Source organism: Gemmatimonas aurantiaca (assembly GCF_037190085.1).
Taxonomy (GTDB): Bacteria; Gemmatimonadota; Gemmatimonadetes; order Gemmatimonadales; family Gemmatimonadaceae; genus Gemmatimonas; species Gemmatimonas aurantiaca_A.
Map to the genome: position 1 here is coordinate 17,789 of NZ_JBBCJO010000011.1, position 12,892 is coordinate 30,680.

General features: G+C 66.6%; 12 protein-coding genes. 8 read left to right on the forward strand and 4 right to left on the reverse strand.

Annotation, left to right across the window (positions count from 1 at the left end; genetic code table 11):
* Window positions 1-8: 8 nt before the first annotated feature.
* From mog to WG208_RS13525, 7 genes are all read left to right on the forward strand, one after another.
* Window positions 9-560 (forward strand): molybdopterin adenylyltransferase, encoded by a 552-nt coding sequence (gene mog / locus WG208_RS13495; RefSeq protein WP_337171896.1) that lies wholly within the window; start codon window positions 9-11, stop codon window positions 558-560.
* Entirely contained in the window at window positions 557-757 is a 201-nt protein-coding gene (locus tag WG208_RS13500) for a Trm112 family protein (RefSeq protein ID WP_337171897.1), read from the forward strand. The genes mog and WG208_RS13500 overlap by 4 nt, the downstream gene beginning before the upstream one ends.
* 16 nt (window positions 758-773) lie before the next feature.
* Window positions 774-1,925, forward strand: a complete 1,152-nt coding sequence (locus WG208_RS13505) for a cystathionine gamma-lyase (RefSeq protein WP_337171898.1) — start codon at window positions 774-776, stop codon at window positions 1,923-1,925.
* Between the two features lie 28 nt (window positions 1,926-1,953).
* Window positions 1,954-3,642, forward strand: a complete 1,689-nt coding sequence (locus tag WG208_RS13510; RefSeq protein ID WP_337171899.1) for an amidase — start codon at window positions 1,954-1,956, stop codon at window positions 3,640-3,642.
* On the forward strand, window positions 3,639-4,043 hold the full coding sequence (locus WG208_RS13515) for a hypothetical protein (RefSeq protein WP_337171900.1): 405 nt from the start codon (window positions 3,639-3,641) through the stop codon (window positions 4,041-4,043). Before WG208_RS13510 ends, WG208_RS13515 begins: the two co-directional genes overlap by 4 nt.
* Entirely contained in the window at window positions 4,043-5,257 is a 1,215-nt protein-coding gene (locus WG208_RS13520; protein WP_337171901.1) for a dipeptidase, read from the forward strand. The genes WG208_RS13515 and WG208_RS13520 overlap by 1 nt, the downstream gene beginning before the upstream one ends.
* Window positions 5,258-5,424: 167 nt before the next feature.
* Complete coding sequence (locus WG208_RS13525) at window positions 5,425-7,380, forward strand: serine/threonine-protein kinase (protein WP_337171902.1); 1,956 nt, start codon at window positions 5,425-5,427, stop codon at window positions 7,378-7,380.
* Window positions 7,381-7,453: 73 nt separating this feature from the next.
* On the opposite strand, the gene WG208_RS13530 is transcribed toward WG208_RS13525, so the two are convergent.
* The 3 genes from WG208_RS13530 to WG208_RS13540 form a co-directional block, all read right to left on the reverse strand.
* On the reverse strand, window positions 7,454-8,815 hold the full coding sequence (locus WG208_RS13530) for a hypothetical protein (protein ID WP_337171903.1): 1,362 nt from the start codon (window positions 8,813-8,815) through the stop codon (window positions 7,454-7,456).
* Window positions 8,816-9,002: 187 nt separating this feature from the next.
* Complete coding sequence (locus WG208_RS13535) at window positions 9,003-10,319, reverse strand: hypothetical protein (protein ID WP_337171904.1); 1,317 nt, start codon at window positions 10,317-10,319, stop codon at window positions 9,003-9,005.
* A gap of 84 nt (window positions 10,320-10,403) precedes the next feature.
* Entirely contained in the window at window positions 10,404-11,624 is a 1,221-nt protein-coding gene (locus tag WG208_RS13540; RefSeq protein WP_337171905.1) for an amidohydrolase, read from the reverse strand.
* Window positions 11,625-11,696: 72 nt separating this feature from the next.
* Between WG208_RS13540 and WG208_RS13545 the strand changes: the two genes are divergently transcribed.
* Window positions 11,697-12,386: a hypothetical protein gene (locus tag WG208_RS13545; protein WP_337171906.1), complete on the forward strand. Its 690-nt coding sequence runs from the start codon at window positions 11,697-11,699 to the stop codon at window positions 12,384-12,386.
* Between the two features lie 27 nt (window positions 12,387-12,413).
* On the opposite strand, the gene WG208_RS13550 is transcribed toward WG208_RS13545, so the two are convergent.
* Window positions 12,414-12,806 carry a luciferase family protein gene (locus WG208_RS13550; protein ID WP_337171907.1) on the reverse strand — a complete coding sequence of 131 codons (393 nt, stop codon included), beginning with the start codon at window positions 12,804-12,806 and terminating at the stop codon, window positions 12,414-12,416.
* Between the last annotated feature and the right edge of the window lie 86 nt (window positions 12,807-12,892).

Genomic DNA, 12,892 nt, shown 5'->3' on the forward strand with positions numbered 1-12,892 from the left:
TTACGGAGATGATCACCCTCGGCATCGTCACGATCTCCGACCGCGCCAGCCGCGGTGTGTACGACGACAAGTCGGGCCCCGCCATTCGCGAGGTGTATGCGCGCTGGCTGACGACGCCATGGCAGGATGAGTACCGCCTCGTACCCGATGAACAGCCCGCCATCGAAGCCGCGCTGCGTGAACTGGCCGATGAAGTCGGTTGTCCGCTGATCGTCACCACCGGCGGCACGGGGCCGGCTCCGCGGGATGTCACGCCGGAGGCGACCATGGCCGTCTGCGATCGTATTCTGCCCGGGTTCGGCGAACAGATGCGCGCCGTGTCGCTGCAATCGGTGCCCACTGCCATTCTCTCGCGACAGCTTGCCGGCTCGCGCGGGAAGTCGCTCATCATCAATCTTCCCGGCAAGCCCGCGGCCATCGAAGAGTGTCTGCGGGCCATCTGGCCGGCCGTTCCCTACTGCATCGAGCTGCTCGGTGGACCGCATCTCGCGTTCAGCGACGCGGCTCCCCGTCATCACCGGCCGTCCTCCGCGTCTTCACCGCAATTGTCCACCCCATGACTCTCTCTCCGCAGTTGCTCGAGATTCTCGTCTGTCCCAAGAGCAAGGCTCCGTTGGAGTATCATGCCGGTCCTCCCGAGGTGCTGGTGTGCCGCGAGAGTCGCCTCGTGTATCGCGTGGAAGACGGCGTGCCGGTGATGCTGATCGAAGAAGCCGAACCGCTCGACGAGAGCCGCTACCCCGCGCGCGATGGCTGACCGGATGGCCGACGGGATGACTGACTGGCACAAGGCCACACACGTCGTGCGGGCCGGTCTTCCGGACGCCACGCCCGGCACACCATACCTGCCCGGACCGGTGTTCGCCGCGCCGTACCATGCGCCCGGCGATCCCGCGTTGTCGCCCTACACGTACGCGCGTTTCGACAATCCCACGTGGAAGGCGTACGAAACCGCGCTGGCGTCGCTCGAAGGCGGTCCCTGTGTGCTGTTCCCGAGTGGCATGGCGGCCACGGCGGCGGTCCTGGCGACGATGGTCCCGCCCGGATCGACCATGGTGATGGCGGCGGAGTGTTATTACACCACGCGGGTGCTCGCCACGCAGGAGTTTGCCGGGGCATGGTGTGCCGCGCAGGGGATCACCGTGATCCTCGCCCCCACACATGGTGACGGTATCGTGCAGGCCATCGAGGCCGCGAACGCGCCCCTGGCGATGGTGTGGCTGGAATCGCCCACCAATCCGCAACTCGACGTGTGCGATATCGCGGCGATCGCGGCGCATGCCCATGCGCGCGGCGCGCTGGTGGTGGTGGACAACACCACGGCCACACCGCTGCTCCAGCAGCCGCTCGCGTTGGGGGCGGACGTGTGTGTGGTGTCCGATACCAAGGCGATGACGGGGCACGCCGATGTGCTGCTCGGGCACGCCGCCGTTCGCGATGCCGCACATGCCGAGGCGTTGCGCACCTGGCGCACCCGCATGGGAGTGATTCCGGGACCGATGGAAGTGTGGCTCGCGCATCGCTCGCTGGGCACGTTGCATGTGCGGTTGATGCAGCAGTGTCGTACCGCGCAGATCGTCGCGGAGTTTCTCACCGAACGCGCGGCCTCGGGCCCGACGGTGCGGAACGTCCGCTATCCGGGATTGCCGGGTGACCGTTCGCACGCGATTGCCGCCGGACAGATGTCGCACTTCGGTGGGGTGATCAGTTTCGAACTCCCCGATGCCGCCGCGGCGACGAAGTTTTTTGCGACCTCCCGCCTGGTGTACGAGGCCACGAGTTTTGGCGGGTTGCATACCAGTGCCGAACGTCGGGCGCGCTGGGGTGGTGACGCCGTGGGTGAAGGATTCATCCGACTCAGCGTCGGACTGGAAGACGTGAACGATCTGGTGCGCGATCTCGCGCAGGCACTCGATGCGATCTGAGCGATCTGAACGACCGGAGTCCCCCGTCATGTCCGGGAGTGTGCCTCAAAGCGAGGCCGGCGATCCCCGTATCATCGATCGACGCCGTTTCATGACGGCGGCCGGTGTGACGACGCTGGCTGCCATGGCGGGTGTGAGTTGTGTCGGTGACCCGTCGCCCGATGAGACGACGGGCTCCGACACGTCACGTCGTGCGGCAGGCGGCGATGCCGCATCGACGGTATTCGCCTTCGACGAAGCCACGATCGCTTCGTTGCAGGAACAGATGCAGCGGGGCACGCTCACATCGAAAGCCCTCACCGAAGCGTATCTCGCACGCATTGCGGCCATCGATGCCGCCGGCCCCACACTGCGCGCCGTGCTGGAAACCAATCCCGATGCGCTCTCCATTGCCGCCGAACGTGATGCCGAGCGCAAGGCGGGAAAGGTGCGGGGACCCTTGCACGGCATTCCGGTGCTGGTGAAGGACAATCTGGATACCGGCGACCGGATGCAGACCACCGCCGGATCGCTGGCGCTGGTGGGCACACCGGCCGCGCAGGATGCGCATGTGGTGGCACGACTGCGTGAGGCCGGCGCGGTGCTCATCGGCAAGACGAATCTCAGCGAGTGGGCCAACTTCCGTTCCTCGCATTCGTCGAGCGGCTGGAGTGGACGTGGCGGACAGACGCGTCATCCCTATGTGCTCGATCGCAATCCGTGCGGGTCGAGTTCGGGCACCGGTTCGGCCATCGCCGCCAACCTTGCGACCGTGGGCATCGGCACCGAAACCGATGGGTCGATCATCTGCCCGAGTTCGATCTGCGGACTGGTGGGACTCAAGCCCACCGTTGGTCTCGTGAGTCGCACCGGCATCATCCCCATCTCGGTCACGCAGGATACCGCGGGTCCGATGACTCGCACCGTCGCCGATGCGGCCGCGCTGTTGCAGGTGATTGCCGGTCGTGACGAGCGGGATGCCGCCACCAGCGGGGCACCAGCCACGCTTCCCGACTACAGCGCCGGTCTCACACCCACCGCGCTGCAGGGCGCCCGCATCGGCGTGGCGCGCAATCTCGCCGGCTTCAATGCCGCCGCCGACGCGGCGTTCAACACCGCCCTCGACGCGTTGCGTGCGGCGGGTGCCGTGCTGGTGGATCCCGCGAACGTGCCCAGCGTGGGCAAGTACGACGATGCCGAATTCACCGTCCTGCTGTACGAGTTCAAGGATGGACTCAACCGGTATCTCGCGGCGCGTGGCGCGACGGTACCGTACCACACGCTGGCCGATCTGATCGCGTACAATCGCGAGAACAGTGCCCGCGAGATGCCCTGGTTCGCGCAGGAGATTTTCGAGCAGGCCGAGGCCAAGGGGCCGATCACCGATGCGGCCTATCGCAGTGCGCTGGAGGTGTGCCGCCGGCAGGCGAGGGATCTCGGACTCGACGCCGTGTTCCGTGAACATCGACTCGATGCCCTGGTGGCGCCGTCGAACGCTCCGTCGTGGGTGACCGACCATGTGAACGGCGACAAATACAGCGGCGGCAATTCGTCGGTGGCTGCGGTGGCCGGATATCCCTCGCTCACGGTGCCCATGGGGTATGTGCACGGACTCCCACTCGGCATCAGCTTCATCGGACTCGCGTGGAGCGAGGCCCGGTTGCTGGGTTACGGATTCGCCTTCGAACAGCAGACCAAGGCGCGGCAGACGCCAAAGTTCCTGAGGACGCTGGAATGAACGCCGATGGTGCGAGAGGTGGTGCGAGTGGGGGTGCGAGCGGGGGTGCGAGCGGCGGTGCGGGTCCGGAAAAACCGCCGGTGGCCGCGTTGCTCACCCTCGTGGTGGCGCTCGTGGTCGCGGTGGTGGCCTGGCGGTTGTTCGGCAAGGCCGCCGATGCGGGTGTGGAGCGATTGGCCCGCATCGACGTGGTGCGGGCGTGGTGCGCGGAGTTCTATGCGCAGGCCCGGACGTCGAACGACACGATGCGCGTGGATCGGGTCGCGTTGCCGGACACCATCGATCCGGCGTCGAGCGATGCCATCGACCGGTGCGGGGATCTCCGCGAGCAGATCGTGCAGAGTGCGCCGTCCAATTCCCGTGAGATGACCGGCAAGGAGATGCCGCGAGGACTTCGCTGATGACCGCTGCGAACGCAACCGCAAACCCGACCAGAGGCCGCACCTGGGTGCGGGTCGGGATCGGCGTGGTGGTGCTGCTCGCCGCGGCGCTGGTGATCTTTCACACCGTGGTGCCGCGGGTGGTGGACAGCCGGATGAACAGCGTGGTGAGCACCACGATTCCAGCGGTTCCGCCGGAAGCCGCGGCGCTGCACCGCACGTTGTTCGTGGCCGACATGCACGCCGACGAACTGCTCTGGGGGCGCGATCCGCTCGTGCGGGTGTCGCGTGGCCATGTCGATGTGCCGCGTCTGCAGGAAGGGCATGTCGCGTTGCAGGTCTTCAGCGCCGTGACGAAGACGCCGCGTGGCATGAACTACGATCACAACACCGGCGAGACGGACAACATCGCACTGCTGGCGCTGGCCCAGCGCTGGCCCGCCGAGACACGCACCAGTCTTCGCGCGCGTGCGCTGTATCAGGCCGACCGGTTGCACGATGCCGCGCTGCGTTCGCGGGGGGCGCTCACCGTCATCACCTCGCGCGATTCATTGGCGGCGTTTGCCGAACGCCGGCGTGGCGATCCGGCGCAGGTGGGCGCGCTGCTGGCCATCGAGGGACTGCACGCACTCGACGGCAAGCTCGAGAGCGTGGACGTGTTGTACGGCGCCGGTTATCGCATGATGGGACTCGTGCACTTCTTCGACAACGAAGTCGCGGGCAGTGCGCACGGGGTCACGCATGGCGGGCTCACCCCGCTCGGCCGCCAGGTCATCCAGCGCATGGAGGCGCTGGGCATCATCGTCGATCTGGCCCACTCCTCGCCGCAGACGATCACCGAAACCCTGGCGATGGCCACGCGCCCGGTGGTGGTGTCCCATACCGGTGTGGCGGCCACCTGCGCCGGTCCGCGAAATCTCACCGACGACCAGTTGCGCGCGATCGCCGCGAACGGTGGCCTGATCGGGATCGGCTACTGGGACGGCGCGGTGTGTGAACCCACGGTGGCCAACATCGTGAAAGCGATCCAGCACGCGGTGTCGGTGATGGGGGTGCAGCATGTGGCACTGGGCTCGGACTTCGACGGTGCCATCCGTGCACCGTTCGACACGCGTGGTGTCGTGCTGATCACGGCGGGATTGCTCGAGGCGGGGATGCCGGCCGCCGATGTGGCGCTCGTGATGGGACGAAACACCCTGGATTTCCTGCTCCGCAATCTGCCGCCGGCCCGCTGAGGGCTGCCGGTTGTCCGCTGGTGGTCAACGGATCGCCACCGGATCGTTTGTCTGCGGCTTGCTTCCCGACGGGACCGGCGCATGTTGACTGTTGCCCCGGTCATTCGTCATGTCTGGGAGCGAATTCTGTTGCCATGTGACATGCCGTACCCGCCGCACCCTTCCGCATGACCCTGCCCACACCGCCGAACGAACCGATCGCGATCGGGAAATACCAGATCCTGGACCTCGCAGGCGAAGGGGCCATGGGATCGGTGTATCGCGCGCGCGATACCGTGCTGAATCGTGTGGTGGCGATCAAGGTCATGAACGCCACCATCGCGCGCGATCAGAGTCTGCGCGACCGGTTCCTGCGTGAGGCGCAGTCGGCGGGGTCGTTGCAGCATCCGAACGTCGTCACGATCTACGACTTCGGCGAACTCGATGGCCATCTGTTCATCGCCATGGAGTACGTGGAAGGCAGCGATCTGGAGACGCTGCTGGCAAAACAGCAGACGCTCACGCTGCAGACCAAACTCGAGATCATGATCGATGTGCTGGCCGGGCTGGCCTACGCCCACCAGCATGGCATCGTGCATCGCGACCTCAAGCCGGCGAACATCCGGGTGACCCCCGAGCCGCGCGGCAAACTGATGGACTTCGGCGTCGCGCATCTCGAATCGCAGAAGATGACGCAGACCGGTGTCATGATCGGCACGCCGAACTACATGGCGCCGGAGTACATCTCCGGGAAGCCGGTGACGGGGGCCAGCGACATCTTCTCGATGGGTGCGGTGCTGTACGAGGTGCTCACCGGACGGAAGCCATTTCTCGGGGATACGCTGCACGCGCTGCTGTTTGCCGTGGTGCAGGAGGAACCGGTGCCTCCCAGTCAGCTCGTGCCCGGATTGCCGGTGGCGCTCGATGCCGTGGTGCAGCGGGCGATGGCCAAGGAGCCGGCGGACCGTTACGAGTCGGCCATCGACATGGCGCAGGCGCTCACCGCCGTGCGGGCCTCGCTGAGCGGAGCGGCGTACAACGAGTCGATGGCGCTGAGTCAGACGCTGGCGCACAAGGTGGCTGCCAAGGGCGCGGACGTGGCGCGTGAAGCGGCTGCCCGCGAGGCGGCCGCGGTTGCTGGCGGACGGGCCAATCGCACCGTGCCGCCGGGCGCATCGACGTCCGCGTCTTCTATTTCGTCTTCCTCGACACCCGCCGCGTCGGCCCCGCGAAATACCCGCACGTTGCTGTTTGCCGGCATAGCCGCGGTCGCGGCGTTGTCGGCCGGTGGTGTGGCGCTCATGAAGCGCTCGGTGGTCGAAGCGTCGGCTGAACCGGCGACATCGGCCGCCCAAACGGCCGCCGGCAATGCAGCGGACGCGGGTGCAGCGGGTGCCGCCGGGAACGCACCGGCCGGTGGTGGGAACGACGGAAGAACGAACGACAGTCCGACCTCGGCGCCAGCCTCTGCATCGGGATCCGCCACCACACCCGCGCCTCCCGCACGCGTGGCGTCAGGCGCCGCGGCACCGACCCGTTCGTCGAACGTGCCCGCAACACCTGCTACGGGAACTGCCCAGCCATTACCCGTCGGTGTCGCCAGCAGTGGCGGCAACGGTGGCGCCAATGGTGGCGGCAACGCATCGGCGCACACCGCGGCGGGATCTCCGGCTGTATCGGCACCAGTGTCTCCCGCGCCGGTGAGCACGCCTCCCGTCACTGAACCCACTGTGACGGCGCCGGTGACCAGTGCACCCGCGAGTGTTTCGCCGAGCGCTTCAGCGAGTGCTCCCACCGGTGCATCCGCTGGTGAGGCCCGGTCGGCGCAGGCCGATCTGCGCGAGATCATCGCGCGTTACGCCCGTGCCATCTCCTCACGCGACATCGGTGCGGTGCGTTCGGCCTACCCGGGCATCACGCGTGACCAGCAACAGGGCTTCGAACGGTTCTTCTCGTCCACCAAGTCGTTGACCGCATCGCTGCTGATCGGCGGTCTCGACGTGCGGGACCGGGCGGCGGAAGGACGGGTGACGGGCACCTACGAATTCATCGGTGGCAGCGGACGCAAAGAAGTGCAGATGGTGTCGTTCCGCGCGCAGTTCGAACGGGACGGGGAGACCTGGCGCCTCACCAGCGTTCGCTGACAGCGTGCGTTGACCCGGATCCGCCGGCAGTCGGAGAGTCGACTGCCGGAATGCACGGCCTGAGTCGCCGCCGTCAGAACGAGTACTCGAGCCCCAGCGTCCACGTCTGATTGGCCCGCATGCCGCCGCGGTTCAGCGGCAGCAGCGCGTTCGTCACCACGATGACATTGCGTGAGGCGAGGAACTTGAAGCCGAACGATCCGTTGATGAGATCATCGCGGATATCGGGGATCGTCGTCGGGCTGACACTGCGGCGATAGGGCGAATCGAAATAGATCGGCTGCGGCAGCACGAGTTTGCTGGCGCCCACCTGGAACTCGCTCACCACGTCCACCGCCATCGTGACCTTGGCGCCGAGCAGGTGATCGAACCCCGCGGTGGCCAGCACCGAATGGTTCTGCGACCGGTCGGCCCGATAGAGAAAGCCCGCGTTCAGGTGCGGTGAAAAATCGCCGAACCGCGACGAGAGAATGGCCTGACTGCGCAACGCGAAGTGGCCCATGCCGAGCAGGTCTTCCGTGTCGCCAGTGGGGAAGCGGGCGTCGGCGAGAAAGGCCACCGCGGTGTTCTGCGACTGATAGGCGTTGACCTTGAGGCGCGCCGCCACGTCGCCGATGCCGAAGGTGTTGCCCTTGGAAGTCTTCGTGGCCTGCAGCACCGGATCGGTGGGGGTGCCCGAAAAGAAGTGCGCCGCGGCCGTCCCGCCGAACGGATTGATCTGCGCGAAGCTGGTGCCGCTGAACGACGTCTGCTGCAGCGGCACGACCACGCCGAAGTCGACACGGTCGGTGATGCCGAACGTGGTGTAGAACATCGTCACATCCACACCGATGTCGAGATCGAGATTGAAATTCATCGATTCGTTCTCGAGGACCGGCACGCCATACTTGCTGCAGTCCTGTCCACCGTTCTCCGCATCGCAGCCGTCGTAGTCGACATTCTCGTGCGTGAAGACGAGTCCCACGTCGGAGAGCGGACGACCGCGCAGCGTGGAGAACCGGAAGCTGCTGCGGTTCACGCCGGCCAGAACGCGGCCACGTCCGAGGGTCTGTCCACGCTCGGCAAAAATGGGACCGGCCGATGTCGCCGTGCTCACCGGCACACCGCCTTCGAAGCGGAAGGTCTCACCGCTCGTGGTGGCGCCGATCGGCACGTTGGACACCGACGCGGCGAGTGCGCTGCCGATGAATCCGATGATCGAACCGTTCTCGGCCTGCGACGACGGAATGAAGTGTGTGCCGTGCTGGCGGATGCTGGCCGGGTTGGACGTCGTCGCGGAGCCGGCGAGAAACAGCGGCTCCTCGCCGTCCCCGAAGATGAACAGTTGTGAGATCCGCTCCCGCAGGCGCTGTGCCTGGGAGCTTGCCGGCATCACCGTGACGGTGAACGCTGCGGCACAGAGAAGGCACAACGGAATGCGTGAACGGCGCAGCATTGGCGGGTGTGGTGGAGGGTCACACAGCGGAGCCGGCGAAATCCAGTCCCGGCAGCCGATACTATACAATTCGGACGTCCAAGTCGCGAATGGGCAACCGTGGTGTCTGCGCCGGTCCTTGCCTCGGGACCGGCAGCCGTGTGTACGCCCGATCGTGCGTCAGTGCGTGTCCGTCAGCGCGTGTCCGTCAGAACGCGTACTCGAGACCCAGCGTCCAGGTGTGACTGGCGCGCATGCCGCCGGTGTTGAGCGGCACCATGGCGTTCGTGACCAGCATGAAACTGCGGGTGGGCGCGAACTTGAAGCCCACCGATCCGTTGATCACATCGTCGCGCATGTCGGGGATGGAGCTCGGATTGACGATGCGACGGAATGGCGCTTCGAACGTGACCGGTCCACCCATGTCCAGCAGCTTGCCGCCCACCTGGAATTCACCGACCACATCGAGCGCGAGTGTCACGCGGGGACCCAGCAGGTGATCGAACCCCGCCGTGGCGAGCAGTGCGTGATTGCGGGCCTCCCCGGCGCGATACACGAAGCCGGTGTTCAGATGCGGCGAGAAGGCGCCGAAGCGGGACGAGATGATGGCCTGACTGCGCAGCACGAAGTGCCCGAGGCCCAGCATGTCGTCCACATCGCCCGTGGGAAAGCGTGCATCGGCCATGAGTGCGACCGCGCTGTTCTCGGTGGAGAAGGCGTTGATCTTGAGACGGGCCGCCACATCGCCGACGCCGAACGCACTGCCGCGGGCGTTGGTGGTGGCCTGCAGCACGGGATTTGTCGGGGTGCCCCCGAAGAAGTGCGAGGCCGGCGCCCCGCCCAGGGCTTCGATCTGCGCGAAGTTGCTCCCCACGAAATCGATCTGCTGCATGGGGATCACCACACCGAAGTCGATGTGATCGGTGATGCCGATGGTCGTGTAGAACGTCGTGACGTTGACGCCCAGATCGAGATTCAGCGCAAACCGGGTGAGATCGTTCTCGTAGGCGGGCACGCCGAGCAGCGAGCAGTCCTGTCCTCCGTTCTCGGCGTCGCAGCCTTCGTAATCCACGTTCTCGTGCAGCAGCGCGATCTGGATGTCCGAGAGCGGGCGGCCGCGCAGCGTGGTGAACCGGAAGCTGCTGCGATTCAGGCCGGCGAGGATGCGTCCGCGTCCGAGGGTCTGTCCGCGTTCGGCGAAGATGGGGCCGGCCGATGTGGCGGTGCTGTACGGCACGCCGCCTTCGAACCGGAAGGTCTCGCCGCTGGTGGTCGCGCCGATGGGGACATTGGCCACCGCATTGGCCATGGTGCTGCCCAGGAAACCGACGGCGGCGCTGTTGGCGATGGTCGACGACGGGAGCGTGTGCGTCCCGTGCTGGTGCGTGCCGGCCGATCCGCCGGAGAGCGGATCACCGAAAAAGAACAGTTCGGCGATGCGATGGCGCAGTCGCTGCGCTTCGCTGGTGGCGGGCAGCGAGACGATGGCAAGCGCGAGACACAGGAGGGGCAAGAAACGACGCATTGGCCGGACGGGTTGGGGGCGCATCGGCGGCCGCTGCGCCCCGGATCCGGCGTCGCTTCCTGCAGACGATGCTCACGACTTCGCTTACGACTTCGTGAGTAGGTCGAGTGAGGCCGCCGTGAGGTAACGCAATCCGATGCCCAATGAGGCTTCGTCGATCTGGAAACGCGGATGATGGTGCGGGAAGGTGATGCCTTCGGCGTCGTTGCGCGCGCCGACGAAGGCAAAAACTCCCGGCGCGCGCTGCTGGTAGGCCGAAAAGTCCTCGCCGCCCATGGACGGTCGCATCTCGATGAGCGTGTCCACGCCGAAGGTGGTCTCGACCACCTCGGTGAGACGGGCGGTGAGCGCCGGATCGTTCACCACCGGACGGTAGCCCCGTTCGTACGAGAACTCGTACGACGCCCCGAACGCCGACGTGATGCCGGCAATGATGCGCTCCATCTGCGCGGGAATGCTCGCCCTGAGCCCCGGGTCGAAGGTGCGCACGGTGCCGGCGAGGTAGGCGGAACCGGGGATCACGTTGAACGCCGTGCCGGCGATGAACTGTGTCACCGAGAGCACGGCCGGGTCGAGCGGGTCGACGGTACGGGAAACGACCTGCTGCAACGCCGTCACGATCTGTGCGCCGATCGCGATCGGATCGACCGTCTGATGTGGCATGGCGGCATGCCCCCCCGTGCCCAGCAGGGTACACTGGAACGTGTCGGGCGCCGCCATGGCCGGTCCGGAAATGAGTCCGATGCGTCCCACCGGCATCGGCGACCAGAGGTGGAGGCCGATGACGTGTACCACGCCGTCCATCACACCCTGCTGGACCAGTTCCTCCGCACCGCCGGGCGCGACCTCCTCGGCGTGCTGGAAGATGAACCGTACCGTACCGGGCAGCTTCTGCCGGTGACGGGCCAGCAGTGTGGCGAGGGCCAGCACGATGGCCGTATGCCCGTCGTGGCCGCAGGCATGCATGACCCCATCGGTGCGCGAGCGGTACGCGACGTCGTTCTCCTCGAGAATGGGCAGGGCGTCGATGTCCGACCGGACGGCGATGGTGGGGCCGGTGTGCTGGCCGCGCAGTTCGGCCACCACGCTGGTGCGCGTGGGACGCGCCACCGAGAGCCCTTCGATGGCCGAAAGGATGTCGAAGATGGTCTGTGACGTGCGGACCTCCTCGAACGCCACCTCGGGATGCATGTGCAGATGACGCCGCCAGCCGATGACCTGCGGGAGCAGGGCGTCGATCTCGTCCTGCAGGAACTCCTGGCTGAGGGGCGGGAAATGCTGGGCCGTGGAAGCGTGGTCGGTCACGTCGTGCGTCACATGGCTCGTCATCGGTCCCCCGGGTGTAACCGTGGCGCCGTCGGGCGCGTAGAATCCAGTATGCCTGTTCAGCAAGCTATCACGGCGCCTCCGGTTTCACCGGCCCCACCTTCGGTCCCGCCGCAGCCTATCGGCGTGGCCGTGGAAGGGACCACGATTCCGCTCAATGCGCGTCCGCTCACCGAGGCCGATGCCTCGGCGCTGCGAGCCAAGCGTTCCGAGCTGTCGAATCAGCTCAATTCCGCACAGGGGCGGCGCGACCGCCTCGTGCAGGAGCTGCGCCGCAGCCCGGAGGGTGTGGCCCGCACCGGTGTCGAGCAGCGGCTGGCCGTGCTCGACGGCCGCATCCTGCAAATCGAGAAAGACATCGCCGCGAACGGACAGGAACTCGCGCGATTGCCGCTGGCGCTGGTGGAGGCACCGTCGTCACCCACCAACTTCCCCGACAACATGTCTTCCGGTCAGATCACAGCCATCGCCATCGTCTTCACGGTGACAGTACTCGGGCCGCTGGCGGTGGCCATCGGGCGCGCCTTTGCGCGTCGGGCCAGTCAGCCCAAGCCGAGTCCGCAGATTCTCGAAAGCACCGCCCGCCTCGAACGCATGGAGCAGGCTATCGATGCGATCGCGGTGGAGGTGGAGCGCATCTCCGAAGGGCAGCGCTTCGTGACCCAGCTCATGGCCACCAAAACGCCAGAGCCCGCACTGATCGAAGAACGTTATGAGGTACCCGGCTCGGCGCCGCGCTGAGCCGGGTCCCGAAGGGGGCTCCGGACGCTACGCCGGCATATCGTCGATACTGCGATCGGGCAGCAGGGACGCGCGGCCCAGCACACGGACCGGCGGCTTCACGGTGTTGCCGCACAGACGCTCGTAGTTGAGACGAAAGAGCTCCACCGCCGAGGGCACGTCGTGTTCACTGCGGATGCGGAAGCTGATCCAGCCTGAATGGGGAAGGGTGTGGTGCGCGGACGCGCGACCGGCGGCCACGAGATCGCGTCGCAGCCGCACGGAAACGAGCAGGTCCGCCACGTTGCCGACATGCACGTGACCGATCTCGCGTCTGCCCACGCGGAACTCCACGCCGCCGAAGCGGTGGGGCAGCACCTCCACTCCTTCCCACTGACGCACAATCCCGGCAACAACAGCTCCGAAGTCGGTCGTGGCCATGCGCGCCCTCCAGGCACGAAACAGGTGCCCAGAGCATGAAGCGCCAGCGCGCGACGCGCAAGCCGTGAGCTTCCGTTCACTGTGTC

Excerpts from the sequence above, each read along its gene's own strand:
- mog (WP_337171896.1), top strand. The coding sequence starts at position 9 with ATGATCACCCTCGGCATCGTCACGATCTCCGACCGCGCCAGCCGCGGT.
- WG208_RS13500 (WP_337171897.1), top strand. The coding sequence starts at position 557 with ATGACTCTCTCTCCGCAGTTGCTCGAGATTCTCGTCTGTCCCAAGAGC.
- WG208_RS13505 (WP_337171898.1), top strand. The coding sequence starts at position 774 with ATGACTGACTGGCACAAGGCCACACACGTCGTGCGGGCCGGTCTTCCG.
- WG208_RS13510 (WP_337171899.1), top strand. The coding sequence starts at position 1,954 with ATGTCCGGGAGTGTGCCTCAAAGCGAGGCCGGCGATCCCCGTATCATC.
- WG208_RS13515 (WP_337171900.1), top strand. The coding sequence starts at position 3,639 with ATGAACGCCGATGGTGCGAGAGGTGGTGCGAGTGGGGGTGCGAGCGGG.
- WG208_RS13520 (WP_337171901.1), top strand. The coding sequence starts at position 4,043 with ATGACCGCTGCGAACGCAACCGCAAACCCGACCAGAGGCCGCACCTGG.
- WG208_RS13525 (WP_337171902.1), top strand. The coding sequence starts at position 5,425 with ATGACCCTGCCCACACCGCCGAACGAACCGATCGCGATCGGGAAATAC.
- WG208_RS13530 (WP_337171903.1), bottom strand. The coding sequence starts at position 8,815 with ATGCTGCGCCGTTCACGCATTCCGTTGTGCCTTCTCTGTGCCGCAGCG.
- WG208_RS13535 (WP_337171904.1), bottom strand. The coding sequence starts at position 10,319 with ATGCGTCGTTTCTTGCCCCTCCTGTGTCTCGCGCTTGCCATCGTCTCG.
- WG208_RS13545 (WP_337171906.1), top strand. The coding sequence starts at position 11,697 with ATGCCTGTTCAGCAAGCTATCACGGCGCCTCCGGTTTCACCGGCCCCA.
- WG208_RS13550 (WP_337171907.1), bottom strand. The coding sequence starts at position 12,806 with ATGGCCACGACCGACTTCGGAGCTGTTGTTGCCGGGATTGTGCGTCAG.